This is a genomic window from Streptomyces sp. NPDC059832 (assembly GCF_042731715.1).
GTDB lineage: Bacteria > Actinomycetota > Actinomycetes > Streptomycetales > Streptomycetaceae > Streptomyces.
In genome coordinates, this window is the sequence record NZ_JBHWIY010000004.1 from 1 (window position 1) to 21,578 (window position 21,578).

A 21,578-nucleotide genomic window follows, 5' to 3' on the forward strand; every position below is an offset into this window, starting at 1 on the left:
AAACGCTCGACTGGGAAACCCCAGCCGAGCGTCTCGCTAAGCTCCTGGCAACAGCCAGTTGATCACCTGTGTTGCCACGACCCTTGGAATTCGCCGTGTGGCGGCCGGGGCCCGATGGGCGGTGTGTCCGGGTCAGCGGCGTGAGCCGAACGGGCCGCCGAAGATGTTGCCGTTTCCGCCGCCCGGCATGGTCTGGACGTTGACCGCGCTGTTCTTGTCGACCGGCTGACCGGCGTTGGGCTGGAAGGCGACGACCTTCGCGTTGTCGTCGTTCGGCCCCTGCACCTGGCCGAGCTGCAGACCCGCCCCGACAAGCAGGGCCTTTGCCTCCGCGAGTGTCTTGCCCTGCAGATCGGGAACCGTGGTCTGTTCCGGCTGCTGCGGACCCTTCGAGACCGTCAGCACGATCTGGGCGGTGAGCGGCTGCATCGAGTCGGCGAGCGGTGTCTGGCTGATCACCTGGTTCGCCGGCTTCTCCGAGTCGACCTCGGTCCTGGAGACGTTCTTGAAGCCCAGGCCGTTGAGCTGAGCCACGGCGGCGTCGTAGTCCCGGTCCGCGACGTTCGGCACCTTTTGGGTGGCCTGCTTGGCGACCGTGATCGTGACTTCGGAGTTCTTCTCGGCCTTCGAGTTGCCCGCGGGGTCCTGCTCGATGACCGTACCTTCGGTCTTCTCGGACTCGACCGCGGTGACGTTCACCGTGAAGCCCTTGTCCTCAAGGTCCTTGCGGGCGGTCGCCTCGGTCTTCTCCACGACGTCCGGGACATCGACCTTCGGGGCGCCGGTGGAGACGACGACCGTGACGGTGTCCTTCTTGTCCATCTTCTCGCCGACTGCCGGCTTCTGGCTGCAGATCTTGCCCTTCGGCTGATCCTCGCACGGTTCGCGGGAGCCGATCTTCAGGACGACATCGGGATTCTCCGCGAGCTTCTGTGCTTCCTTCACGGTCGAGCCGATCAGGTTCGGCGCATCGACCTTGCCGTTGTCGCTGTTGGTCTCGCTGAAGACCGACTTGCCGATCAGGACCGCGCCGATCAGCACCAGGACGCCCGCGACGATCAGCAGGATCGTCGAGGTGTTGCTCTTCTTCTGGCGGCGGCGGTCCGGGCGGTCGTCGTAGCCGTAGCCGCCGTCGTCCGGGTTGACCGGGGGCAGCATGGACGTGGGTGCGCCGTTCTGGTCCGCGGCGCGCAGTGCGGTGGTCGGCTGGTCGTTGCCGTATCCGTCGTAGCCGCCGTAACCGGCCGCACCCATCGCCGCGGTGGCGGCGACCGGCTGGCCGTCGAGGCAGGCCTCGATGTCGGCGCGCATCTCGTCGGCCGACTGGTAGCGGTAGTCGGGGTCCTTGACCAGGGCCTTCAACACGATCGCGTCCATTTCGGGCGTGATCTCGGGGTCGAAGTTGCTGGGCTTCTGCGGCTCTTCCCGTACGTGCTGGTAGGCGACCGCGACCGGTGAGTCCCCGATGAAGGGCGGCCGGACCGTCAGCAGCTCGTAGAGCAGGCAGCCGGTCGAGTAGAGGTCGGATCGCGCGTCGACCTGCTCGCCCTTGGCCTGCTCCGGGGAGAGGTACTGGGCGGTGCCGATGACGGCGGCGGTCTGGGTCATCGTCATTCCGGAGTCGCCCATGGCGCGGGCGATGCCGAAGTCCATGACCTTGACCTGACCGGTGCGCGTCAGCATGACGTTCGCCGGCTTGATGTCGCGGTGGACGATGCCGGCGCGGTGCGAGTACTCCAGCGCCTGGAGGATGCCGACGGTCATCTCAAGGGTGCGCTCGGGCAGCAACTTGCGCCCGGAGTGCAGGAGTTCCCTGAGTGTCGACCCGTCGACGTACTCCATCACGATGTACGGGATGGAGACCCCGTCGACGTAGTCCTCGCCGGTGTCGTAGACGGCGACGATCGCCGGGTGATTGAGCGAGGCGGCGGACTGGGCCTCACGGCGGAACCGGGCCTGGAAGGACGGATCGCGGGCCAGATCGGCCCGGAGCGTCTTCACGGCTACGGTGCGGCCGAGCCGGGTGTCGTGTGCGAGGTAGACCTCGGCCATGCCACCACGGCCGAGCACCGAGCCCAGCTCGTACCGGCCGCCGAGGCGACGCGGCTCTTCCATAACTGTTCCAGCCCTCTCCGTCAGTCCCGACCGCACCGGTGTGCGGTCCGGCGGTGTGCTGCTCGCGCATACGCTACCGGCCGCGCACTACCTGATCGGTCCGTAGTCCGGACCTGATATCTGACCGGTATCCCAATGTGCAGGTATGGCACCCGATGTGATGGGCATCACTTCTTGCTGTCGATGACCGCCTTCATTACTGCCCGTGCGATCGGGGCGGCCAGGCCGCCGCCGGAGATGTCATCGCGGTTGGCCTGACTGTCCTCGACGACCACGGCGACGGCGACCGGGGAGCCGCTGTCGGTCTTGGCGTAGGAGATGAACCAGGCGTACGGATTCTCGCTGTTGTTCAGACCGTGCTGGGCCGTACCCGTCTTGCCGCCGACGGTGACGCCGGGGATCTTGGCGTTCTTTCCCGTGCCGTTCTCGACGACGGTCTCCATCATCTGCTGGAGCTTCTGCGCGTTCTCGCCCGAGAGGGGCTGGCTGAACTGCTCCTTCTCGTGGGTGTAGATCGGGTCGAGGCCGGGGGACTGGCGCTCGGCGACCATGTACGGCTGCATCAGCTTGCCGTCGTTGGCGACGGCCGAGGCGACCATCGCCATCTGGAGCGGGGTGGCGCGGTTGGACGCCTGGCCGATACCGGCCATGGCGTTCTGCGGCCGGTTGTCCTTGGGGTAGACGCTGGCGTCGGCGCGTACCGGGGTGAAGATCTCCTTGTTGAAGCCGAACTTGTTGGCCTCGTCGATCATCTTCTGGTTGCCGAGATCGTCACTGATCTTGCCGAAGACGGTGTTGCAGGACCACCGCAGCGCTTCCCGGAGCGAGGCGTTCTCGCACGGGATGTTGCCCTCGTTGGCGAGGTTGCCGGTGGTCAGCGGGAGCCGCCAGGGCAGCGGGGAGTTGGTCTTGTCGTCGATCCCCTTGTACAGCCCGTTCTCCAGAGCCGCGGCGGCGGTGACGACCTTGAAGGTCGAGCCGGGCGGGTAGGTCTCGCGCAATGCCCGGTTGAGCATCGGCTTGTCCTTGTCCTTCAGGAGCTGCTGCCGGGCTTCTGCGTCCTTGAGGGAGTTGCCCGCGAAGACCGAAGGGTCGTACGAAGGGGTGCTGACCAGGGCCAGGATGGCGCCGGTCTGGGGGTCGAGCGCGGCGACGGCGCCCTTCTTGCTGCCGAGGCCCTTGAAGGCGGCCTTCTGCGCGGCGCCGTTGAGGGTGGTGACGATGTTGCCGCCGGTCTTCTTCTCGCCGGTGAAGAGGGAGAGCGTGCGGTCGAAGAACAGCTGGTCGCTGTTGCCGGTGAGGATTCCGTCCTCGAGGCTCTCCAGCTGCGAGGCGTCGAACGCCTGCGAGGAGTAGCCGGTGACGGGGGCCCACATGGGGCCGTTCTTCCAGACCCGCTTGTACTTGAAGTCGCTGCCCTTGGTCTCGACGGATTCGGTGACGGGGTTGCCGTCGACGATGATGTTGCCGCGCTCGTGTGCGTACCGCTCGATCTGGACGCGGCGGTTGTGCTCGTTCCCGTTCAGCTCGTCGGCGCGAACGTACTGGAGCCAGTTGACACGGACCAGGAGGGCGAGGACGAGCAGCCCGCAGAAGATCGCAATCCTGCGAAGAGGCTTGTTCACGGTCGGACCACCTGGGTCATCTCGGCGTCGGGCGATGGGGCCGGGGTCGGTGCGGGGCGGCGTGCGGTGTCGCTGATGCGGAGCAGGATGCCGATCAGGGCCCAGTTGGCGATCACCGACGACCCGCCCGCTGCGACGAACGGCATGGTCATGCCGGTCAGCGGAATGAGTCCCATGACACCGCCGGCGACGACGAAGACCTGGATGGCGAAGGAGCCGGAGAGCCCGATCGCGAGGAGCTTGCCGAAGGGGTCGCGGGCGGCGAGGGCGGTGCGGACACCGCGCTCGACGATCAGGCCGTAGACAAGCAGGACGGCCATCATTCCGGCCAGGCCCAGCTCCTCGCCGACGGTGGCGAGGATGAAGTCGGAGTTGGCGGCGAAGCCGATCAGGTCGGAGTTGCCCTGGCCGAGCCCGGTGCCGAGGGTGCCGCCGGAGCCGAAGGCCATCAGGGACTTGGCCATCTGCTCACTGGCGGCCAGCTTGCCCCATCCGTCGAACGGGTCGAGCCAGGCGGTGACACGCTGCTGCACGTGGGGCTCGAAGGTGGCCACACCGACGGCGCCGGCCGCGGACATCAGCAGACCGAAGACGATCCAGCTGGTGCGCTCGGTGGCCACGTACAGCATCACGACGAACATGCCGAAGAACAGCAGGGACGAGCCCAGGTCGGTCTCGAAGACCAGGATCAGGATCGAGAAGGCCCAGACCATGAGGATGGGGCCGAGGTCACGGCCCCGGGGAAGATAGAGGCCCATGAAACGGCGGCTGGCCAAGGCCAGCGCGTCCCGTTTGACCATGAGATATCCGGCGAAGAACACCGCAATGATGATCTTGGCGAACTCCCCTGGCTGGATCGTGCCGACGCCGGGGATCTTGATCCAGATCTTGGCGCCGTTCACCGCGGGGAAGAACATCGGGAGGATCAGGAGGAACAGCGCCACCAGCATGGAGATGTAGGTGTAGCGCTGCAGAATGCGATGGTCCTTGAGGGCCACCAGAACGACGACCAGCAGTGCGACGCCCACTGCCGAGAACATCAGCTGCTTGGAGGCGGCGGGCGCGAAGTTCGGGGTTGCCTGGAACCGTTCGGACTGGTCCAGACGCCAGATGATGGCCAGTCCCAGCCCGTTCAGCAGCGTCGCAAGCGGCAGCAGCAGAGGGTCCGCGTACGAGGCGAATCTGCGGACGGCGAGGTGGCTGATGCCGCCGAGCAGGGCGAGTCCGAGCCCGTATCCGAGCATGCCGGAGGGCAGTTCGCCGTTGAGGGCGAGTCCGACATTGGCGTAGGCGAATACCGAGATGGCGACGGCGAAGACCATCAACATCAGTTCGGTGTTGCGACGGCTCGGTGCGTCGATCGCGCCGATCGTGGTCGTATTGGTGACAACGCTCATGGTGCTGAAGGCCCCCTACGGCTTTACTGCTTACCGCACTGCGGGACCAGCTTTTTCTCTTCCTCCGAGAGGCTGGGACCAGGAGTGGGAGTTTTGGTCGGCTTGGTCTTGGCGGCATCGGACGTCTTGGCGCCACTGGATGTCTCGGTAGCGTCCGTACCCGGTGCCTGGCCCTCGTCGGCGCTGGCCTTCTCGGCGGCACGTCGTTCGGCGTTCTTCTTGCAGGCGGATGCCTGGAGAGCGAGTTCGCCGATCTTCTCCTGGGCGGCGGCCAGGTCGCCCTCGGCGATGGTCGCCTTGACCTGCTTGCGCTGGTAGGGCGGGAGGTACTTGAGTTCGATCTCGGGGTGGTCCTTCTCGACCTTCGAGAGCGAGACCCAGGCCAGGTCCTGGCTGATGCCGCGGAACAGCGCGACGTGTTCGTTCTTCGCGCCGACGTAGAACTGGTTCTGGGTCCAGCGGTAGCCGCCGTAGAGGCCGCCGCCGATGACGGCGAGCGCCAGCACGGAGTAGAGGGACCTCTTGAGCCACTTGCGGCCGCCGCCGGGCTTCACGAAGTCGTCGTCGGTGTACGAGTCGAAGGAGCCGTCGGGCATCCCGCCGTAGCCGCCGTCGACGTCGCCGCTTCCGGGCGGGCCGAAGCCCCCCGCGGGCGGCGGCACGGGGCGGCCGAGGCCGGCTGCCCGTCCGGCGGGGGTCTGCATGGCGGCGGTGCTCTCGGCGGCGGACATCTGCGCGGCCTGGTTCTCGGCGACCGCGCCGACGATGACCGGGGTGTCGTTGAACTGCGCGGCCAGGGTGTCGTTGCTGTCGACGTCGAGGACGTCGGCGACGATGCAGGTGATGTTGTCGGGGCCGCCGCCGCGCAGGGCGAGCTGGATCAGCTCCTGGATGGTCTCCTGGGGGCCCTGGTAGCTGGCGAGCGTCTCTTCCATCGTCTGGTGGGAGACGACGCCGGACAGCCCGTCGGAGCAGATCAGATAGCGGTCGCCGACCCGGACCTCGCGGATGGAGAGATCGGGTTCGACATGGTCGCCACTGCCCAGTGCACGCATCAGCAGGGCGCGCTGCGGGTGGGTGGTGGCCTCTTCCTCGGTGATCCGGCCCTCGTCGACCAGCCGCTGCACCCAGGTGTGGTCCTGGGTGATCTGGGTGAGTACGCCGTCGCGCAGCAGGTACGCGCGGGAGTCGCCGACGTGGACGAGGCCGAGGCGCTGGCCGGTCCAGAGCAGGGCGGTGAGCGTGGTGCCCATGCCCTCCAGCTGGGGGTCCTCCTCGACCATCATGCGCAGTTGGTCGTTGGCCCGCTGGACCGCCGTACCGAGCGAGGTGAGGATGTCCGAGCCCGGGACGTCGTCGTCGAGCTGGACGAGCGTGGAGATCACCTCGGAGCTGGCGACCTCGCCGGCTGCCTGGCCGCCCATGCCGTCGGCGATGGCGAGAAGGCGCGGGCCGGCGTAGCCGGAGTCCTCGTTGCCCTCCCGGATCATGCCCTTGTGCGATCCGGCGGCGAAGCGCAGGGAAAGACTCATGCGCACCTCGCCCGTCGGCTCGGGGTACAGCCGGTCTCGAGCCACACTGCCCACCCTCCGGTCGGGAGCCGGGCGGGGTCCGTTGCCCGGACTGCCGCGGCTCGCTCGCTCCGCTCGCTCATTGTCGTACTACTTCCGCAGCTCGATGACGGTCTTGCCGATCCGGATCGGCGCGCCCAGCGGAACAGGTGTCGGGGTGGTGAGTCGGGTCCGGTCGAGATACGTGCCGTTGGTGGACCCGAGATCCTCGACGATCCACTGGCCGTCACGGTCGGGGTAGATCCTGGCATGCCTGCTGGACGCGTAGTCGTCGTCCAGCACGATCGTTGAATCGTGCGCCCGGCCCAGCGTGATGGTCTGCCCCTGGAGCGCCACCGTGGTGCCGGTGAGGCTGCCTTCGGAGACGACCAGCTTTGTGGGTGCCCCCCGGCGCTGGCGCCCTGGCTGCTGGCGTTGCTGCGGCGGTGCCGCGGCATTCTGGCGTGCCTGTGGAGGCCGCGCGTCGTTCGCAGTGCGGCGTGAGCCGCGCTGCGTGACGCGCGTTCCGAACAGGTCGCTGCGGATGACCTGGACGGCCACGATCACGAACAGCCACAGAACAGCCAGGAAACCTAGCCGCATGACCGTCAGGGTCAGCTCTGACATTGCCCCCGCTTCACCCTTCGGCTTGCCGGTAAACGATGGTGGTGCTGCCCACGACGATTCGCGAGCCGTCGCGGAGCGTAGCGCGGGTGGTGTGCTGCCCGTCTACCACGATGCCGTTGGTAGACCCGAGATCCTGGATCGTCGAGGGCGTTCCGGTCCGGATCTCACAGTGCCGACGCGATACGCCGGGGTCGTCGATCCGCACGTCGGCGTCGGTGCTGCGTCCCAGCACCAGCGTCGGGCGGGAGATCTGATGGCGGGTGCCGTTGATCTCGATCCAGCGTCGCACCTGCGCGTTCGGCAGGGGGCTGGGCCCGGCCGGCGGGTGCCGGTCGGTGCTGGGTGCTCCGGGCCTTCCGGCGCCCGGCGGCGGGGCCGCGGGCATGGGAGGGGCGGAGCTGGGCGGGTATCCGTAGCCGCCGGTGGGTTGCGCGGACCGGCCCGGACCCGGGTAGGGAGGCTGGCCCTGCAGTCCTTGGTGGCCCTGGGGGTCCTGCTGTGACGAACTCGACGCCAGGGTGCGGCTGCGCACCCGGTAGAGCCCGGTGTCGAGGTCGTCGGCCTTCTCCAGGTGGACCTTGATGGGGCCCATGAAGGTGTACCGCTGCTGCTTGGCGTAGTCGCGGACCAGCCCGGAGAGTTCGTCGCCCAACTGGCCGGAGTACGGGCTGAGTCGCTCGTAGTCAGGGGTGCTGAGCTCGACGATGAAGTCGTTGGGGACGACGGTCCGTTCGCGGTTCCAGATCGTCGCGTTGTTGTCGCACTCGCGCTGGAGGGCTCCTGCGATCTCGACCGGCTGGACCTCGGACTTGAAGACCTTGGCGAAGGTGCCGTTGACCAGACCTTCGAGACGCTGCTCGAAACGCTTCATGACTCCCATGGGGCACCTCCTCCGTTGTAGTCGTCCCTGTACTGCTTACTGATCGTATCCACGCGTCGGGAAATCGGCTGGTTCCCCTTGTCTGCCCTGTGGATGAGTGTCACCTCTCACACGGATCGTAGAGGCGGCCTCCTCACAGTGTCCCGCACCCGGGGTGCACAGAGGAGGAGTGGGGGCCACCGCTCGGCGTTCCCGCTTCCCTTCAGTCGGTCGGTGAAACAACGGATGTGAATCCACCCTGTCCAGCGTGCTAATCTTCCGGATGTCGCCAGGGACTCGCACCAAACGGTGAGAGAGTCTCTGGAAACACCACTCTTGCGCGAGTGGCGGAACGGCAGACGCGCTGGCTTCAGGTGCCAGTGTCCTTAGGGACGTGGGGGTTCAAATCCCCCCTCGCGCACAAGAGAGAAGCCCCACAGGCCAAACGGTCTGTGGGGCTTCTTCGTTCCCGAATTCTTGTTTCACGTGAAACGTCTGATTCGAGGCGTCCTGCGGAACAGTGGGGCTTACGAGCTGTACGAGCCACATATGGCGTATGGGTCTTGTGGGGCTGAGGGGTGACCGCCTCGGTGGGGCCCAGGAGGGGCGATGGGGCTCGCGGAGTCCTGGTTCCGCGAGCCGCTGTCCGGGGCCGGGGGTCGGATCAGGCCGTCGGCGTCTGTGGGGCGGCCGTGATGGTGTTGCCCGCCGAGTTGTAGCGCAGCAGGTATTCCGCGAACCGGGCGAGATCTTCCTCCGTCCAGTCCGCGAGGCGCTCCTGGTAGGCCGTGCGGCGACTGGCCTGTGTGGAGGCGAGGGCCTGGGTTCCGGCCGCGGTGGGGTGCAGCACCTGGATCCGGTGGTCGTCGGGGTCCGGGTGGCGCTCGACCAGCCCCAGTTTCTCCAGGGTGCCGATCTGTCGGCTGACCGTCGATTTGTCCAGCATGTAGTGCGCGGCCAGATCGGTCGCGCGGCAGCCGTGCCGGTCTTCGATGTGTGCCAGCAGCGTGTACGAGACCAGGGGGAGCTCCGGGTGGAGGCGGGCTGCCGCGGCCCGCGCGCGGCGCGCGAAGGCGGTCAGTTCCCGCTGGATGACGTCCAGCGACTCTTCGCGTTCCTCGGGGGTGCCTGGCACGGTTTCGCCTTCCGTCTCGCGGTTCTCGGGTTTCAGTTGTATAGTACAACGAATTAGAGGTTGCAAAAGCCAACCATTGGAGTGTTCCGAATGTCCGCAGGCCCGAGTGCCGCCACCGGCTCCACCGCCGCCGCCCTCCGCCATGTGCTGGGCCATTTCGTCACGCCGCTGCTGATGTGCATCGGCATGGGGCTCGCCTACCTCGGGGCTTTTCACGCGCCGGAGCCGCACGATCTCCGGGTGGACGTGGTCGGGTCCGGGCCCAGCGCGCAGGTGCTCGCGCAGACACTGCAGGACAAGAGCGACGGGGCGCTGAGCGTGCGTACCGTTCCCGACCGCGCCGCGGCCGTGGACCACCTCAGGACGCAGGCGAGTTACGGCGCCTACCTGCCGGGCAAGCACCCCGAGCTGCTCGTGGCCAGTGCGTCCTCCGACACCAGCGCCACGGTGGTCGAGAAGGTGTTCACCAAGGTTGCCGCCGAACAGGGCGACCCGCTGAAGGTGACGGACACGGCACCGACCGCGGAGGGCGATCCGACCGGCCAGGGCATCTTCTTCCTGCTGGTCGCGGTGAGTATCGGCTCGTACGCCTCGGTCGCGGTCATCGGCGGCGCGGGCGCCGTGCTGGCGCTGAGGATCAGGGCCGCACTGGCTGTTGCCGCGTCGCTGGTGGTGAGCGTGATCGGAGTGGTGTTCGCGGGGCCGCTGTTCGGCCTGGTGGACCAGGGGCTCGGCGGTCTGTGGGCGATGGCCTGGCTCTACTCCGCGGGCATCCTGCTGATCGGCGTCGGGCTGCACACCTTCCTCAAGCACTGGACGACGCTCGGGCTGATGGTGCTGTTCGTGATGCTCAACTTCACCAGCTCGGGTGGCATCTTCCGGCCCGAACTGCAGCCCGGCTTCTTCGCCTCGCTGCACTCCTTCTGGAACGGCGCGGGCTTCGTCGAGGGCGTACGCAGCCATGTGTACTTCGGCGGACACGCGCTGGGCGGACATGTGCTGGTGCTCGCGTTCTGGTTCGTGGCGGGCCTGGCCCTGACGGGGCTGGCGGAGTCGAGGCGGCGGCAGGCCGCGGTGGAGGCGGCGGCCGGCACCGACGCCGCCGCCGGTTCTGTCGAGGCCGGCGGAGCCCATGGGCCGAAGCACGCCGCCAGGACTGGGGCCGGAACCCGGACCGGGGCGGGTGCCGAGCCGCAGATCGAGGGGGAGATCGAAGAGGAGATGGAAGAGACCGTCGGCGTCTGACCAGGACGGATCGTTTTCCACAGGTCGCAAGGTGCGTTTTCCACAGGGGCAGACGGGATTCGGCCGACGGCGGTACCTTCGTCGCAATTGATCTGCGACAGGGCGTCGGGCCGGGAGCGCAGGGCGAGGGCGGGGGAGGCTGCGCGCCATGGGTGACATCGAAGCGACAGTGCCGGTTCAGCGGTCCGTGCCGGGTGATCCGCGTATTCCGGTCGTGCCCGGATTCGCGCGGAGGGCGGCCGGGGCGGACGGGGGCGCGGAGCGGCCGTCGAGGAAGGCGGGCAAAGCGGTGCGGGAGCGGGTGCCCAGGGCCTCGCACGCGTTCCTGGACCTTCCGGCCGGGCGGCCCGACGCGGTGCGGGCGGTCGAGGAGTCGAGCCTGGGCAGAGTGCCCTCCCTCGCCCCGATCCGGGTGGGGCGGATGGCGGCCACCCCCTTTGCCTTTCTGCGCGGCTCGGCCGGGCTGATGGCCCATGATCTGGTGGGCACGCCGGTCAGCGGGGTGGGTGCCCAGCTCTGCGGCGATGCGCACGCGGCCAATTTCGGGCTGTACGGCGATGCGAGGGGCAGCCTGGTCATCGATCTGAACGACTTCGACGAGACCGTGTTCGGCCCGTGGGAGTGGGACCTCAAGCGTCTGGCCACCTCGCTGGTGCTCGCGGGGCGTGAGGCCGGGGCGGACGAGGAGACCTGCCGGCAGGGCGCGTACGACACGGTGGGCGCGTACCGGCGGACGATGCGGCTGCTGGCCAAACTGCCCGCGCTCGACGCCTGGAACGCCATCGCGGACGAGAAGTTGGTCTCGCACACGGACGCGCGGGATCTTCTCGGCACTCTGGAGCGGGTCTCGGAGAAGGCCCGCAACAACACCAGCGCCCGCTTCGCGGCCAAGTCCACCGAGGACTCCGGAGACGGCGGACGCCGCTTCATCGACGCGCCTCCGGTGCTGCGACGGGTGCCGGACGAGGAGGCCGCGGCGGTCGCGGCGGGACTCGGCGACTACCTGGGCACGATCTCGGAGGACCGGGTTCCGCTCCTCGCCCGGTACGCGATCCACGACGTGGCGTTCCGGGTGGTCGGCACCGGGAGCGTCGGCACCCGGTCGTACGTGGTGCTTCTGCTCGATCACCGCGGTGAGCCCCTGGTGCTGCAGGTGAAGGAGGCGCGGCCCTCGGTGCTGGCGCCGTACTTGCCGGCTGTCGGCTTCGATGTGCCGGAGGTGGCGCACGAGGGGCGCCGGGTGGTGCTCGGGCAGAAGCGGATGCAGGTCGTCAGCGACATCCTGCTGGGCTGGGCGACGGTGGACGGACGCCCGTTCCAGGTACGGCAGTTCAGGAACCGCAAGGGCAGCGTGGATCCGGCGGCGCTGGCGGCCGATCAGGTCGACGACTACGGCCGGATGACCGGCGCGCTGCTGGCACGTGCCCACGCGCACAGCGCGGATCCGCGACTGATCGCGGGCTACTGCGGCAAGAACGAGGAACTGGACGAGGCGGTGGCGGCGTTCGCGGTGACCTACGCGGACCGTACGGAGGCGGACCACGCGGAGTTGGTGCGGGCCATCGGTTCGGGGCGGATAGCCGCCGAACTGGGCGTCTGAGGGGCATCGGGCCGGCCGTGCGTCTTCGGGACGTGGGCCGTGGCCATACGCTGGACGGGTGACCCACGAAGCCGCCGGGGTGCCGACCACCCGGAACGACGATGACCGGCAGGACAACGACCGGCAGCACGAGCAGCATGCCCGGAACGAGCAGTACGGGCAGGGCGAGCCGCCAGAGCAGCACGGTCGGCCGGCCGGTGCCGGTACGGACACCGGCGCCGGTCCCGGGGCCGGTGTCGAAGGTGGCTCCGGCACCGCCGCGGGCAGCGCCGGAGCCGGGGCTCCCGACGAGGCAGCGGGCGGGGACGCCGGCGGGGGGACGGGCGGTCGTGCGGAGGGGGAGCGGCCCGAGGCCCGGCTCGCGAAGGCGGTTCGGGTGGCGGAGCAGGCGCTGATCGAGTTCGAGATCGCGGTGGAGACCTTCCGGGTCGAGGTCGAGAACTTCTCCCGGCTGCATCACCAGAAGCTCGGGCCCATGTACACCCGCCTCGACGAGCTGGATGCGCAGATCGCGGAGGCTCGGGCCGCCAGGACGGGTGATCCGGAGGACATCCGCAAGGCGCAGGAGGCACGGGCGATCGTCATGCCGATGCCGGGCGTCGACGAGCTGTTTCACGACTGGATCGACTCCGACGGGCTGTCCCCCGAGGCCGCGGCGATGCTGACCGAGCAGCCGGTCCGGCCGCCCAAGCGGGTCCGGCCGACCGAGGAGGCGCGCAAGCTCTACCGCGACCTGGCACGCCAGGCCCACCCGGACCTGGCGCAGGACGAGACGGAGCGGGCCCGCCGGGACGAGTTCATCGCCCGCGTGAACGCCGCGTACGGGCGGGGGGACGAGGCTCTCCTGATCGAGTTGGCGCAGGAATGGGCGGCGGGCCCGGCGGCTCCGGAGGCGGAGCTCAGTGAGAGCGAGGAGCTCTACGCCCGGCTGAACTGGCTGACCCAGCGCAAGGAACTTCTGACGGTGCTTGCCCAGGAGCTGGAGGAGAGCGCCATCGGGGCCATGCTGCGGATGGCGCCGGACGATCCGGACCGGTTGCTCGACGAGATCGCCGAGCAGCTGCTGGGCGAGGTCGCGCAGCGCGAGGCGGAGCTGGCGGCCATGGTGCAGTAGCGTTTCAGGTGACTCAGGAGCGTACGTACGAGAGAAGGCATGACCCATGAATTTCGCCCCGCTGCCCTCGGTGGATGTCGCGGCGGTGCCGTCGGACGGCTTTGTGCTGGACGTCCGGGAGGACAACGAGTGGGCGGCCGGGCATGTCGAGGGCGCTCTGCACATCCCGATGAGTGACTTCGTGGCCCGCTTCGGTGAGCTGACCGAGGCCGCCGACGACGGCCGGCGCGTGCATGTGATGTGCCGGGTCGGTGGCCGGTCGGCCCAGGTCACCCAGTACCTGGTGCAGCAGGGCATCGACGCCGTGAACATCGACGGCGGGATGCTGGCCTGGGACGGCGCCGGACGCCCGATGGTCACGGACGACGGCAACCCGGCCTTCGTGCTCTGAGCCGGGGAGCCGCTTCGCCGGGGAGCTGGTTCGTGCTTGTGCGGCGGCTTGGCCGTTCGGTCGGTGCGCTTGCCGTTTGACCGGTGTCAGCCGAGGAGGTGTGCGGCCAGAAGGCTGCCCAGTGCCTCCTCGTGTGCCGCTGCCGGACCGAGGGACAACTCGATCTGCTTGGCCCAGGCGTGAAAGCGGTGCAGCGGATAGTCCGTGTCCGCTCCGAAACCGCCGTGCAGATGCTGTGCCGTCTGCACGACCCGGCGGACACCGTCCGAGGCCCAGATCTTCGCCACGGCGATGTCGCCCTCGGCAGGCAGCATCCCGTCGGCTCCGGTGGAGATCCGCCAGGCCGCCTGCCAGAGCGTCACTTCCATGGCCCGTAGGTCGATGTACCGGTCCGCGGCCTGTACCGCGACGGACTGGAAGGTCGCCACCGGGAAGCCGAACTGCTCGCGCTTGCCGGTGTATTCGCTCGTCATGGCGAGCACGGCCTCACCCAGGCCGAGTGCGAGCGCGCACGTTCCGGCGGTGAGGAGGGCGCGCAGCGACTCCCAGGCCCCGGCTCCGTCGATCAGCGCGCTGCCGTCGATCCGTACCGACTCCAGCCGGACCTCGGCGAACCGTTCACCACTGGTGGAGACCTGCTCTGCCGGAGTGACGCCGTCCTGGGTGGTCTGGATCAGGGCGACCACTGCCCGGCCCTCGTCCGTGTGGGCCGGAATCGCGATCCAGTCCGCGGCCTGTGCCCACGGAACCGCCGACTGCGTCCCGTCGAGCACCCAGCCGGCAAGATCTCCGGCGCCGCCGCGGACGGCTGTGCCGGGGGCTTCGTCCGTCGGGACGATTCCTGCTGTCGCTTCCCGGCGGGCAGTGACGGCGAGTTCGGCCGGATCGTGGCCGGAGCGGCCGTTGGCCCCGACGGTGAGGACCAGCTCCCCTCGGCCGACCTTGGGCAGCAACTGGGAGGCCAGCCGTGGGTCCCCGTACCGCTGGAGCGTCATCGCGACCGCGCACGTCTCCAGCAACGGCACTCTCGCGAGCACCTTGGCCGACTCGCGCAACACCAGGCAGAGCGCGACGAGATCGAGCCCGGCCCCGCCGTGCTCCGGCGACAGCGTCAGGCTCAGCAGATCGCTCGCGGCAAGCCGGGCCCACAGCGGGCGGTCGATGTCCTCGGCCACCGCGCCCGGCACGAGAGCGGGGCTGGGAACCCCGTCCGGTGCGACTCCCGAGAAGACCGCCCGTGCTGCCTCCGTGGCCGCCTGCTGTTCCTCGGTGAAGGTGAAGTCCACTGCCCTGGCCTCCCGCTGACCGATTGTCCCTGTGCCCGAATGTGACGGGCCGTCAAGATAGAACAGGTTCTATGAGAAGGGAACAGGAGAAGGAGCGGGAGAAGCAGCAGGGGAGGATCAGGAGGCAGGGAGAGGCGAGGGGGCGCGGTCAGCGGTCGAAGTCGAGCTCCACCTCCGGGGTGGCCGGATGCGACTGGCACGCCAGTACATAACCCGCATCTGTCTCTTCGGGCTCCAACGCGAAGTTGCGGTCCATCCGCACCTCGCCCGAGACCAGGAACGCCCGGCAGGTCCCGCACACCCCGCCCTTGCAGGCGTACGGTGCGTCGGCGCGGCTGCGCAGCACGGTCTCCAGCAGCGATTCGCCCTCCTCCACCGGCCAGGTGCCGGAACGGCCGTCCAGGGTGGCGGTGAGCCTGCTGTGAGCGGGTGCTTCGGCCCGGGGGCGGTCGGATGTGCTCGGCCCGTCGTCCACATGGAAGATCTCCTGGTGGATGCGGGGCCGGTCGATGCCGAGGCAGCGCAGCGCCTGGTCTGCGGCCTGGATCAGTCCGAAGGGCCCGCAGAGATACCAGCCGTCCACCTCGGTCACCGGCAGCAGCGCGGGCAGCAGTTCGGTGAGACGGTCCCGGTCCAGCCGGCCGGAGGGGAGACCTGCCTGCTGCTCCTCCCGGGAGAGCACCGTGACCAGCTGGAACCGCTCCGGGTAGCGGTCCTTGAGGTCGGCGACCTCGTCCAGGAACATCGTCGAGTGCGCGGTCCGGTCGCTGCGGATCAGGCAGAAATGGGCATCGGGCTCCCGCGCCAGCAGCGTGGCCGCGATGGACAGGACCGGCGTGATTCCGCTGCCGCCTACGATCGCCGCGAAATGTCCGGCGCGGGGCGCCAGCACGAAGCGGCCCATCGGAGGCATCGCCTCGACCAGGTCACCGACGGCGAGTTCCTTCAGGGCGTACGTGGAGAACACGCCGCCGTCGACGAGCCGAATGCCCACACGCAGTACCGGATCGTCCGGTTCCTCGGTGGCCGGGGAGCAGATCGAGTACGAGCGGCGGATCTCCTCGCCGTCGACCGTGTACCGCACATTGAGGTGCTGGCCGGGCTTGTGGCGGAAGGTCTCGCGCAACTCGGGCGGCACGGCGAGGGCGACGGCCACCGAATCGTCCGTGAGCCGTTCGATCGTGCGGACCCGGAGCGGATGGAACATCTACAACTCCTTGAAGTGGTCGAACGGTTCGCGGCATGTCACGCAGCGGCGCAGCGCCTTGCACGCGGTGGAGGAGAACCGGCTCAGCAGCTCCGTATCGGTCGAGCCGCAGTGCGGGCAGCGCACCGAGAGCGTGAGCGGCACCGGACCGCCCGCGCCGGTTGTGGCATCGTGCGGGCGCGGGGGCGCTATGCCGAACTCGGCCAGCTTGCGCCGTCCTTCCGCGCTGATGTCGTCCGTGGACCAGGCCGGTGAGAGCACGGTGACCACGGAGACCTCCGGTATGCCGTGGTCGTGCAGCACCCGCTCGATGTCGGAGGACATCGCCTCGATCGCAGGGCAGCCGGTGTAGGTCGGGGTGAGACGCACGGTGACCTTGCCGGGGGCGAGAACGTCCACGCCCCGGAGCACCCCCAGCTCGTCAAGGGTCAGCACGGGCAGTTCAGGATCGGGTACGGAGCCTGCGAGGCGGTGCAGCTCCTTCTCCAGGACGGTCTCGGTCACCATGACGCCCCCGGGTGGCTGCGATGCAGATGCTGCATCTCGGCGATCATGCGGCCGAAGGGTTCGGTGTGGATGCCCTGGCGTCCCGCACCCGCCGTCCACGCCCCGGACCGCGGACCGGTCGGCAGTGTCAGCGTGGCCCGCTCCAGCACCGCGGAGACGGACTCCAGCCAGCCGCTGTGCAGCGACTGCCAGTCGACCTCCACCCCCTCGACGGGCTCGAACAGCTCGCCGGTGAACCGCCACAGGGCATCCACGGCGCGCTGCATCCGGTCATGGCTCTCGTCCGTGCCGTCGCCGAGCCGCAGTGTCCAGTGCTCCGCGTGGTCCTCGTGGTACGCGACCTCCTTGACGGCCTTCGCCGCCAGGCCGGTGAACGCGTTCTCGCCCGATGCCAGCTGCTCGTACAGCAGCCGCTGGTAGGTGGAGAAGTAGAGCTGGCGGGCGATGGTGTGGGCGAAGTCGCCGTTGGGCTGCTCGACCAGCTGGACATTGCGGAAGGCGCGTTCCTCGCGCAGAAACGCCAGCTCGTCCTCGTCCCCCACCAGGGAGAGGAGTATCCGGGCCTGCCCCAGCAGGTCAAGGGCGATGTTGGCCAGGGCCACTTCCTCTTCCAGTACGGGCGCATGGCCCGCCCACTCCCCCAGCCGGTGCGAGAGCACCAGCGCGTCGTCGCCCAGGGCGAGGGCCGCGGTCACAGGTGCTTCACCCCTTCCGGGATCTCGTAGAACGTCGGATGCCGGTACGGCTTGTCGCCGGCCGGTTCGAAGAAGGAGTCCTTCTCGTCCGGCGAGGACGCCGTGACCTGTGCGGACGGGACCACCCAGATGGAGACGCCCTCGGAACGGCGCGTGTACAGATCGCGCGCGTTGCGCAGGGCCATTTCGGCGTCCGGGGCGTGCAGGCTGCCCGCGTGGGTGTGGGAAAGGCCGCGGCGCGAACGCACGAACACCTCCCACAGTGGCCATTCGGTCGAGCTGCTCATGCTGTCGCCTCCCCGTTCCCCGCTGCTGTGTGTGGTGCTGCGTGTGCTTGTGCTGCTGTGTGTTTCTCGGCGTAGGCAGCCGCCGCGTCCCGGACCCAGGCGCCCTCCTCGTGCGCCCGGCGGCGCTGGGTGAGGCGCTGTTCGTTGCACGGGCCGTTGCCCTTGAGGACCTCCTGGAACTCCTTCCAGTCGATCGCCCCGAAGTCGTGCTGTCCGCGCTCCTCGTTCCACCGGAGGTCCGGGTCCGGGAGGGTGAGACCCAGCGCCTCGGCCTGCGGGACACAGATGTCCACGAAGCGCTGCCGCAGCTCGTCGTTGGAGTGGCGCTTGATCTTCCAGGCCATCGACTGCGCCGAGTGGGCCGATGCGTCGTCCGGCGGGCCGAACATCATCAGGGACGGCCACCACCAGCGGTTCACCGCGTCCTGCGCCATTTCGTGCTGCGCCGGGGTACCGCGGCTGAGGGTGAGCAGCAGCTCGTACCCCTGGCGCTGGTGGAAGGACTCCTCCTTGCAGATGCGGACCATCGCGCGCGCGTACGGGCCGTAGGAGCAGCGGCACAGCGGCACCTGGTTGGTGATCGCGGCGCCGTCCACGAGCCAGCCGATCGCGCCGACGTCCGCCCAGGTCAGCGTCGGGTAGTTGAAGATCGATGAATACCTCTGGCGGCCCGCGTGAAGCTTGTCGAGCAGCTCCTCGCGGCCGGTGCCGAGGGTCTCCGCCGCGCTGTACAGGTAGAGCCCGTGGCCCGCCTCGTCCTGCACCTTGGCCATCAGGATCGCCTTGCGGCGCAGCGAGGGCGCCCGCGAGATCCAGTTGGCCTCCGGCTGCATGCCGATGATTTCGGAGTGGGCATGCTGGGCCATTTGCCTGACCAGCGAGGCGCGGTACGCATCGGGCATCCAGTCGCGTGGCTCGATGCGCTCGTCCGCGGCCACCGCGGCGTCGAATGCCGCCTCCAGGGCCTCGTGCGCCCCTTCGGGCCTGTCCGCTCCCGCCTGCGCTGTCTGGTCCGCAGTCACTGCCGCCATCCCGGGCTCCCTACCGACCGATCGTTCGGTTCAATGTCTTCAATGGTGAGTCGGCGGCCCGTAGGGTGTCAACCCTGTGGATAACTGACCGGGGATCGACGGGGATCGGGGCGGGATGGATTCGTACGACGACAGGGGCGCCGAAAGCGGGAACGGGGCTGCCGAGCCAGGGCCGGATCAGCGTGAAGAAATATCTTCCGGCGCTGGTCAGGGGCCTGAATCAGGTCCTCGTGGCGGAATGGCCGCCCTGTCGCTTCCGTACCAGATCGTTGCCGCGGTCGCGCTGTCCGTCATCGGGCTGGTCGCCTGTGGACAGCTGGCCATGGTGTTTCTGCACGTCGCCCCCTCCAACACCATGACCAAGCAGCACGGCGAAGCGGTCGACAAGTGGATCTATCCCGAGTTCGAGCAGAACTGGAAGCTCTTCGCCCCGAACCCGCTTCAGCAGAACATCGCCATTCACGTACGAGCCGAGATAGCCGGCGCCGACGGGCGCCGCACCACCTCCTGGATGAGTCTTTCCGGCGAGGACGGCAAGGCGATACGCGGCAGTCTTCTCCCCAGTCACGTCCATCAGAACGAACTCCGACGCGGCTGGGACTTCTACCTCAGTTCCCACGACAACGAGAACCGGGCCAACGGCCTTCGCGGTCAGCTCTCCGAGCGCTACATCCGCCGCATCGTGATGCTGCGCCTCGGCGAACACGACTACGGCGGCACCGTCGAGCGCATCCAGGTCCGTTCCGAGGTGCGGTCCGTCGCGGCGCCCGCATGGAGCGAGGAGAAGATCAGTACGAGGCCGTCCTACCGGGTACTGCCGTGGTGGACGGTAACTGACGCGGACCTTCCCGAAAGCGCCAAGGGGGCGGACAAGTGAGCATGTTCGCCGTCGACCGCAAGATCGCCCGCGGTATCCAGCGCGTCACCTCCACGTCCTTCGGCCAGTATCAGAGTGCCGTCATCCGGATCGGCTTCTCGGCCACCTATCTGTTCTTCCTGCTGCGCGAACTGCCGCACCGTCACGAGATGTACGGACCCGACGCCCCGTGGCGCTGGGACATGGCGCAGCAGCTCATATCCGGCAATCAGGCATTCACCGCACTCATGTGGTCGGACAGCACGGTCTGGTTCGAGATCGTGTACGCGGTCGCGCTGATCTCCGCGGCGCTGCTGATGGTCGGCTGGCACACCCGCGCCATGTCGGTCCTCTTCATGGCCGGAGTGCTCTCCCTGCAGAACCGCAGCATCTTCATGGGCGACGGCGGCGACAACGTCATCCATCTCATGGCGATCTACCTGATGCTCACGCGCTGCGGGCGGGTCTGGTCGTTGGACGCCCGGCGTGCGGCGCGGCGGGCGCGTGCGGGAGCGGACGATCCTCGGCGCCCGGTGCGGGGGAATGCGGCCGGGACGGTCCTCTGGGTGGTGCTCGGCGTCGTTCTGATCGTGGCCGGCATGACCGATGGGCTCGGCGGCACCTGGTGGCTGCCGACTCTTCTCTGGATCCTCTGGGTCGGCGAGGGCGCCTGGTGGGCTGTGAACCGATACGCACCGCACAGCGAATCGCGCACCCTGCTCGATGTCGTCGCCAACCTCGCCCACAATGCGACCCTCGTCGTGATCATGGCCGAGGTCTGTCTGATCTACGCCACCGCGGGGTGGTACAAGATCCAGGGTTCGCGGTGGCAGGACGGTACGGCGCTGTACTACCCGCTCAAGCTCGACTACTTCACGCCCTGGCCCGGACTGTCGGACATCCTCGCCTCCAGCGGTGTGATGGTGATGCTGCTTACGTACGGCACGGTCATCGTTCAGGTCGCGTTTCCCTTCACCCTGTTCAACCGGCGGGTCAAGAACGTCCTGCTCGTCGCGATGATGTGTGAGCACGCCGGCATCGCCCTGCTGCTCGGGCTGCCCTTCTTCTCCCTGGCGATGATCGCCGCCGACTCCGTCTTCCTGCCGACCGTCTTCCTGGTGTGGCTCGGCGGCCGGGTGACCCTCGCCCGGGAGCGGCTGCTCCCGGGCAGGGTCGAGGTTCCCGGGCAGCGGCGTGGCGCCGATGACGAGGAGGCCCCGCAGCACAGCGGCGACGGGGGTCATACGCTCGTCGGGTGAGCAGTAGTGAGAGTGGCAGCACGGGCCGCGCGGGCAGTAGCGGCGGCGAATCGTTGAACGAGGAGGCCGTCGGGCCCGGGGCGCCCCTCGCATCCGTAGCGGGGACGGAGCGCGGTCTGCCGGAGGAGCCCGGTGCCTCGGCGGAACCGATGCAGTACGACGACGGGTTCGGGACGGAGATCGGCGTCGGCCCCCACCCGCTGCCGTGGCCCGTGGACGAGCGGTACGACCCCGAGCTGCTCGCCCACGGCGACCGGCGCAACGTGGGTGATGGCTACCGGTACTGGACCCGGGAGGCGATCGTCGCCGATCTGGATCTACGGCGGCACGACTTCCATGTCGCGGTCGAGAACTGGGGCCACGACTTCAACATCGGCTCCGTGGTGCGCACGGCGAACGCCTTTCTCGCCAAGGAGATCCATATCGTGGGGCGGCGGCGCTGGAACCGGCGCGGTGCGATGGTCACCGACCGCTACCAGCATGTGCGGCATCACCCAGACACCGAGTCGCTGACCGCGTGGGCCGAGGCCGAGGGCCTGCCGATCATCGGGATCGACAATCTGCCGGGCGCGGTGCCGCTGGAGCGGACCGAGCTGCCGCGGCGCTGCGTACTGCTCTTCGGGCAGGAAGGTCCAGGGCTCACCGAGGAGGCCCGTAAGCACGCGGCGATGGTGTGCTCCATCGCGCAGTTCGGGTCGACGCGGTCGATCAACGCGGGGGCCGCGGCCGCCATCGCCATGCACGCATGGGTGCAGAGGTATGCGGAGATTCCCGAGGCGGGAAGCTAAGCGG

Annotated in this window: 20 protein-coding genes and 1 tRNA gene; 8 read left to right on the forward strand and 13 right to left on the reverse strand. The window is 68.7% G+C overall.

Annotated features, from left to right (window positions below; translation table 11 throughout):
- Positions 1-132: 132 nt before the first annotated feature.
- The 6 genes from pknB to ACFV8T_RS07885 form a co-directional block, all read right to left on the reverse strand.
- Positions 133-2,115, reverse strand: a complete 1,983-nt coding sequence (pknB, locus tag ACFV8T_RS07860) for a Stk1 family PASTA domain-containing Ser/Thr kinase (protein ID WP_385325584.1) — start codon at positions 2,113-2,115, stop codon at positions 133-135.
- 167 nt (positions 2,116-2,282) lie between these two features.
- Positions 2,283-3,740, reverse strand: coding sequence for a peptidoglycan D,D-transpeptidase FtsI family protein (locus ACFV8T_RS07865; protein ID WP_385325586.1), 1,458 nt, complete (start codon positions 3,738-3,740; stop codon positions 2,283-2,285).
- Positions 3,737-5,137: an FtsW/RodA/SpoVE family cell cycle protein gene (locus tag ACFV8T_RS07870; RefSeq protein ID WP_385325588.1), complete on the reverse strand. Its 1,401-nt coding sequence runs from the start codon at positions 5,135-5,137 to the stop codon at positions 3,737-3,739. Before ACFV8T_RS07870 ends, ACFV8T_RS07865 begins: the two co-directional genes overlap by 4 nt.
- A gap of 23 nt (positions 5,138-5,160) precedes the next feature.
- On the reverse strand, positions 5,161-6,669 hold the full coding sequence (locus tag ACFV8T_RS07875; RefSeq protein WP_385325589.1) for a Stp1/IreP family PP2C-type Ser/Thr phosphatase: 1,509 nt from the start codon (positions 6,667-6,669) through the stop codon (positions 5,161-5,163).
- Between the two features lie 129 nt (positions 6,670-6,798).
- Positions 6,799-7,314 carry an FHA domain-containing protein gene (locus ACFV8T_RS07880; RefSeq protein ID WP_072487556.1) on the reverse strand — a complete coding sequence of 172 codons (516 nt, stop codon included), beginning with the start codon at positions 7,312-7,314 and terminating at the stop codon, positions 6,799-6,801.
- Positions 7,315-7,324: 10 nt separating this feature from the next.
- Positions 7,325-8,194 carry an FhaA domain-containing protein gene (locus tag ACFV8T_RS07885; RefSeq protein ID WP_385325590.1) on the reverse strand — a complete coding sequence of 290 codons (870 nt, stop codon included), beginning with the start codon at positions 8,192-8,194 and terminating at the stop codon, positions 7,325-7,327.
- 317 nt (positions 8,195-8,511) lie between these two features.
- On the opposite strand from ACFV8T_RS07885, the gene ACFV8T_RS07890 reads away from it, so the two are divergent.
- Positions 8,512-8,594 (forward strand) — tRNA-Leu (locus ACFV8T_RS07890).
- Positions 8,595-8,837: 243 nt separating this feature from the next.
- Here the strand turns inward: ACFV8T_RS07890 and ACFV8T_RS07895 are convergent.
- Complete coding sequence (locus ACFV8T_RS07895) at positions 8,838-9,308, reverse strand: MarR family winged helix-turn-helix transcriptional regulator (RefSeq protein WP_385325592.1); 471 nt, start codon at positions 9,306-9,308, stop codon at positions 8,838-8,840.
- 90 nt (positions 9,309-9,398) lie between these two features.
- Here ACFV8T_RS07895 and ACFV8T_RS07900 point away from each other — a divergent pair, with 90 nt between their 5' ends.
- The 4 genes from ACFV8T_RS07900 to ACFV8T_RS07915 all read left to right on the forward strand — a co-directional run bounded on the left by ACFV8T_RS07900 (position 9,399) and on the right by ACFV8T_RS07915 (position 13,658).
- Positions 9,399-10,553: a hypothetical protein gene (locus ACFV8T_RS07900; protein ID WP_385325594.1), complete on the forward strand. Its 1,155-nt coding sequence runs from the start codon at positions 9,399-9,401 to the stop codon at positions 10,551-10,553.
- A 148-nt stretch (positions 10,554-10,701) separates the two neighbouring features.
- Positions 10,702-12,153 (forward strand): DUF2252 domain-containing protein, encoded by a 1,452-nt coding sequence (locus tag ACFV8T_RS07905; RefSeq protein ID WP_385325596.1) that lies wholly within the window; start codon positions 10,702-10,704, stop codon positions 12,151-12,153.
- A gap of 58 nt (positions 12,154-12,211) precedes the next feature.
- Entirely contained in the window at positions 12,212-13,267 is a 1,056-nt protein-coding gene (locus ACFV8T_RS07910) for a J domain-containing protein (RefSeq protein WP_385325598.1), read from the forward strand.
- A 46-nt stretch (positions 13,268-13,313) separates the two neighbouring features.
- Complete coding sequence (locus ACFV8T_RS07915; protein ID WP_385325599.1) at positions 13,314-13,658, forward strand: rhodanese-like domain-containing protein; 345 nt, start codon at positions 13,314-13,316, stop codon at positions 13,656-13,658.
- Positions 13,659-13,744: 86 nt separating this feature from the next.
- On the opposite strand, the gene ACFV8T_RS07920 is transcribed toward ACFV8T_RS07915, so the two are convergent.
- The 6 genes from ACFV8T_RS07920 to paaA form a co-directional block, all read right to left on the reverse strand.
- On the reverse strand, positions 13,745-14,944 hold the full coding sequence (locus tag ACFV8T_RS07920) for an acyl-CoA dehydrogenase family protein (protein WP_385325601.1): 1,200 nt from the start codon (positions 14,942-14,944) through the stop codon (positions 13,745-13,747).
- Between the two features lie 148 nt (positions 14,945-15,092).
- On the reverse strand, positions 15,093-16,151 hold the full coding sequence (locus tag ACFV8T_RS07925) for a 2Fe-2S iron-sulfur cluster-binding protein (protein WP_385325603.1): 1,059 nt from the start codon (positions 16,149-16,151) through the stop codon (positions 15,093-15,095).
- Positions 16,152-16,658 (reverse strand): 1,2-phenylacetyl-CoA epoxidase subunit PaaD, encoded by a 507-nt coding sequence (gene paaD / locus ACFV8T_RS07930; RefSeq protein WP_385325605.1) that lies wholly within the window; start codon positions 16,656-16,658, stop codon positions 16,152-16,154.
- Complete coding sequence (gene paaC / locus ACFV8T_RS07935; protein ID WP_385325607.1) at positions 16,652-17,353, reverse strand: 1,2-phenylacetyl-CoA epoxidase subunit PaaC; 702 nt, start codon at positions 17,351-17,353, stop codon at positions 16,652-16,654. Before paaC ends, paaD begins: the two co-directional genes overlap by 7 nt.
- A complete protein-coding gene (paaB, locus tag ACFV8T_RS07940; RefSeq protein ID WP_093548044.1) occupies positions 17,350-17,640 on the reverse strand; it encodes a 1,2-phenylacetyl-CoA epoxidase subunit PaaB in 291 nt (96 codons plus the stop codon). Before paaB ends, paaC begins: the two co-directional genes overlap by 4 nt.
- Positions 17,637-18,671: a 1,2-phenylacetyl-CoA epoxidase subunit PaaA gene (gene paaA, locus ACFV8T_RS07945; RefSeq protein WP_385325609.1), complete on the reverse strand. Its 1,035-nt coding sequence runs from the start codon at positions 18,669-18,671 to the stop codon at positions 17,637-17,639. Before paaA ends, paaB begins: the two co-directional genes overlap by 4 nt.
- A gap of 115 nt (positions 18,672-18,786) precedes the next feature.
- On the opposite strand from paaA, the gene ACFV8T_RS07950 reads away from it, so the two are divergent.
- The 3 genes from ACFV8T_RS07950 to ACFV8T_RS07960 all read left to right on the forward strand — a co-directional run bounded on the left by ACFV8T_RS07950 (position 18,787) and on the right by ACFV8T_RS07960 (position 21,574).
- Complete coding sequence (locus ACFV8T_RS07950; RefSeq protein ID WP_385325611.1) at positions 18,787-19,548, forward strand: DUF5819 family protein; 762 nt, start codon at positions 18,787-18,789, stop codon at positions 19,546-19,548.
- A 2-nt stretch (positions 19,549-19,550) separates the two neighbouring features.
- Positions 19,551-20,786 (forward strand): HTTM domain-containing protein, encoded by a 1,236-nt coding sequence (locus tag ACFV8T_RS07955; RefSeq protein ID WP_385326225.1) that lies wholly within the window; start codon positions 19,551-19,553, stop codon positions 20,784-20,786.
- Positions 20,787-20,935: 149 nt separating this feature from the next.
- Positions 20,936-21,574, forward strand: coding sequence for a TrmH family RNA methyltransferase (locus ACFV8T_RS07960; protein ID WP_385326226.1), 639 nt, complete (start codon positions 20,936-20,938; stop codon positions 21,572-21,574).
- Positions 21,575-21,578: the final 4 nt, after the last annotated feature.

Coding starts and splice junctions, on each gene's coding strand:
- pknB (WP_385325584.1), bottom strand. CDS start 2,115: ATGGAAGAGCCGCGTCGCCTCGGCGGCCGGTACGAGCTGGGCTCGGTG.
- ACFV8T_RS07870 (WP_385325588.1), bottom strand. CDS start 5,137: ATGAGCGTTGTCACCAATACGACCACGATCGGCGCGATCGACGCACCG.
- ACFV8T_RS07875 (WP_385325589.1), bottom strand. CDS start 6,669: ATGAGTCTTTCCCTGCGCTTCGCCGCCGGATCGCACAAGGGCATGATC.
- ACFV8T_RS07880 (WP_072487556.1), bottom strand. CDS start 7,314: ATGTCAGAGCTGACCCTGACGGTCATGCGGCTAGGTTTCCTGGCTGTT.
- ACFV8T_RS07885 (WP_385325590.1), bottom strand. CDS start 8,194: ATGGGAGTCATGAAGCGTTTCGAGCAGCGTCTCGAAGGTCTGGTCAAC.
- ACFV8T_RS07900 (WP_385325594.1), top strand. CDS start 9,399: ATGTCCGCAGGCCCGAGTGCCGCCACCGGCTCCACCGCCGCCGCCCTC.
- ACFV8T_RS07905 (WP_385325596.1), top strand. CDS start 10,702: ATGGGTGACATCGAAGCGACAGTGCCGGTTCAGCGGTCCGTGCCGGGT.
- ACFV8T_RS07915 (WP_385325599.1), top strand. CDS start 13,314: ATGAATTTCGCCCCGCTGCCCTCGGTGGATGTCGCGGCGGTGCCGTCG.
- ACFV8T_RS07925 (WP_385325603.1), bottom strand. CDS start 16,151: ATGTTCCATCCGCTCCGGGTCCGCACGATCGAACGGCTCACGGACGAT.
- paaD (WP_385325605.1), bottom strand. CDS start 16,658: ATGGTGACCGAGACCGTCCTGGAGAAGGAGCTGCACCGCCTCGCAGGC.
- paaB (WP_093548044.1), bottom strand. CDS start 17,640: ATGAGCAGCTCGACCGAATGGCCACTGTGGGAGGTGTTCGTGCGTTCG.
- paaA (WP_385325609.1), bottom strand. CDS start 18,671: ATGGCGGCAGTGACTGCGGACCAGACAGCGCAGGCGGGAGCGGACAGG.
- ACFV8T_RS07950 (WP_385325611.1), top strand. CDS start 18,787: ATGGATTCGTACGACGACAGGGGCGCCGAAAGCGGGAACGGGGCTGCC.
- ACFV8T_RS07955 (WP_385326225.1), top strand. CDS start 19,551: ATGTTCGCCGTCGACCGCAAGATCGCCCGCGGTATCCAGCGCGTCACC.
- ACFV8T_RS07960 (WP_385326226.1), top strand. CDS start 20,936: ATGCAGTACGACGACGGGTTCGGGACGGAGATCGGCGTCGGCCCCCAC.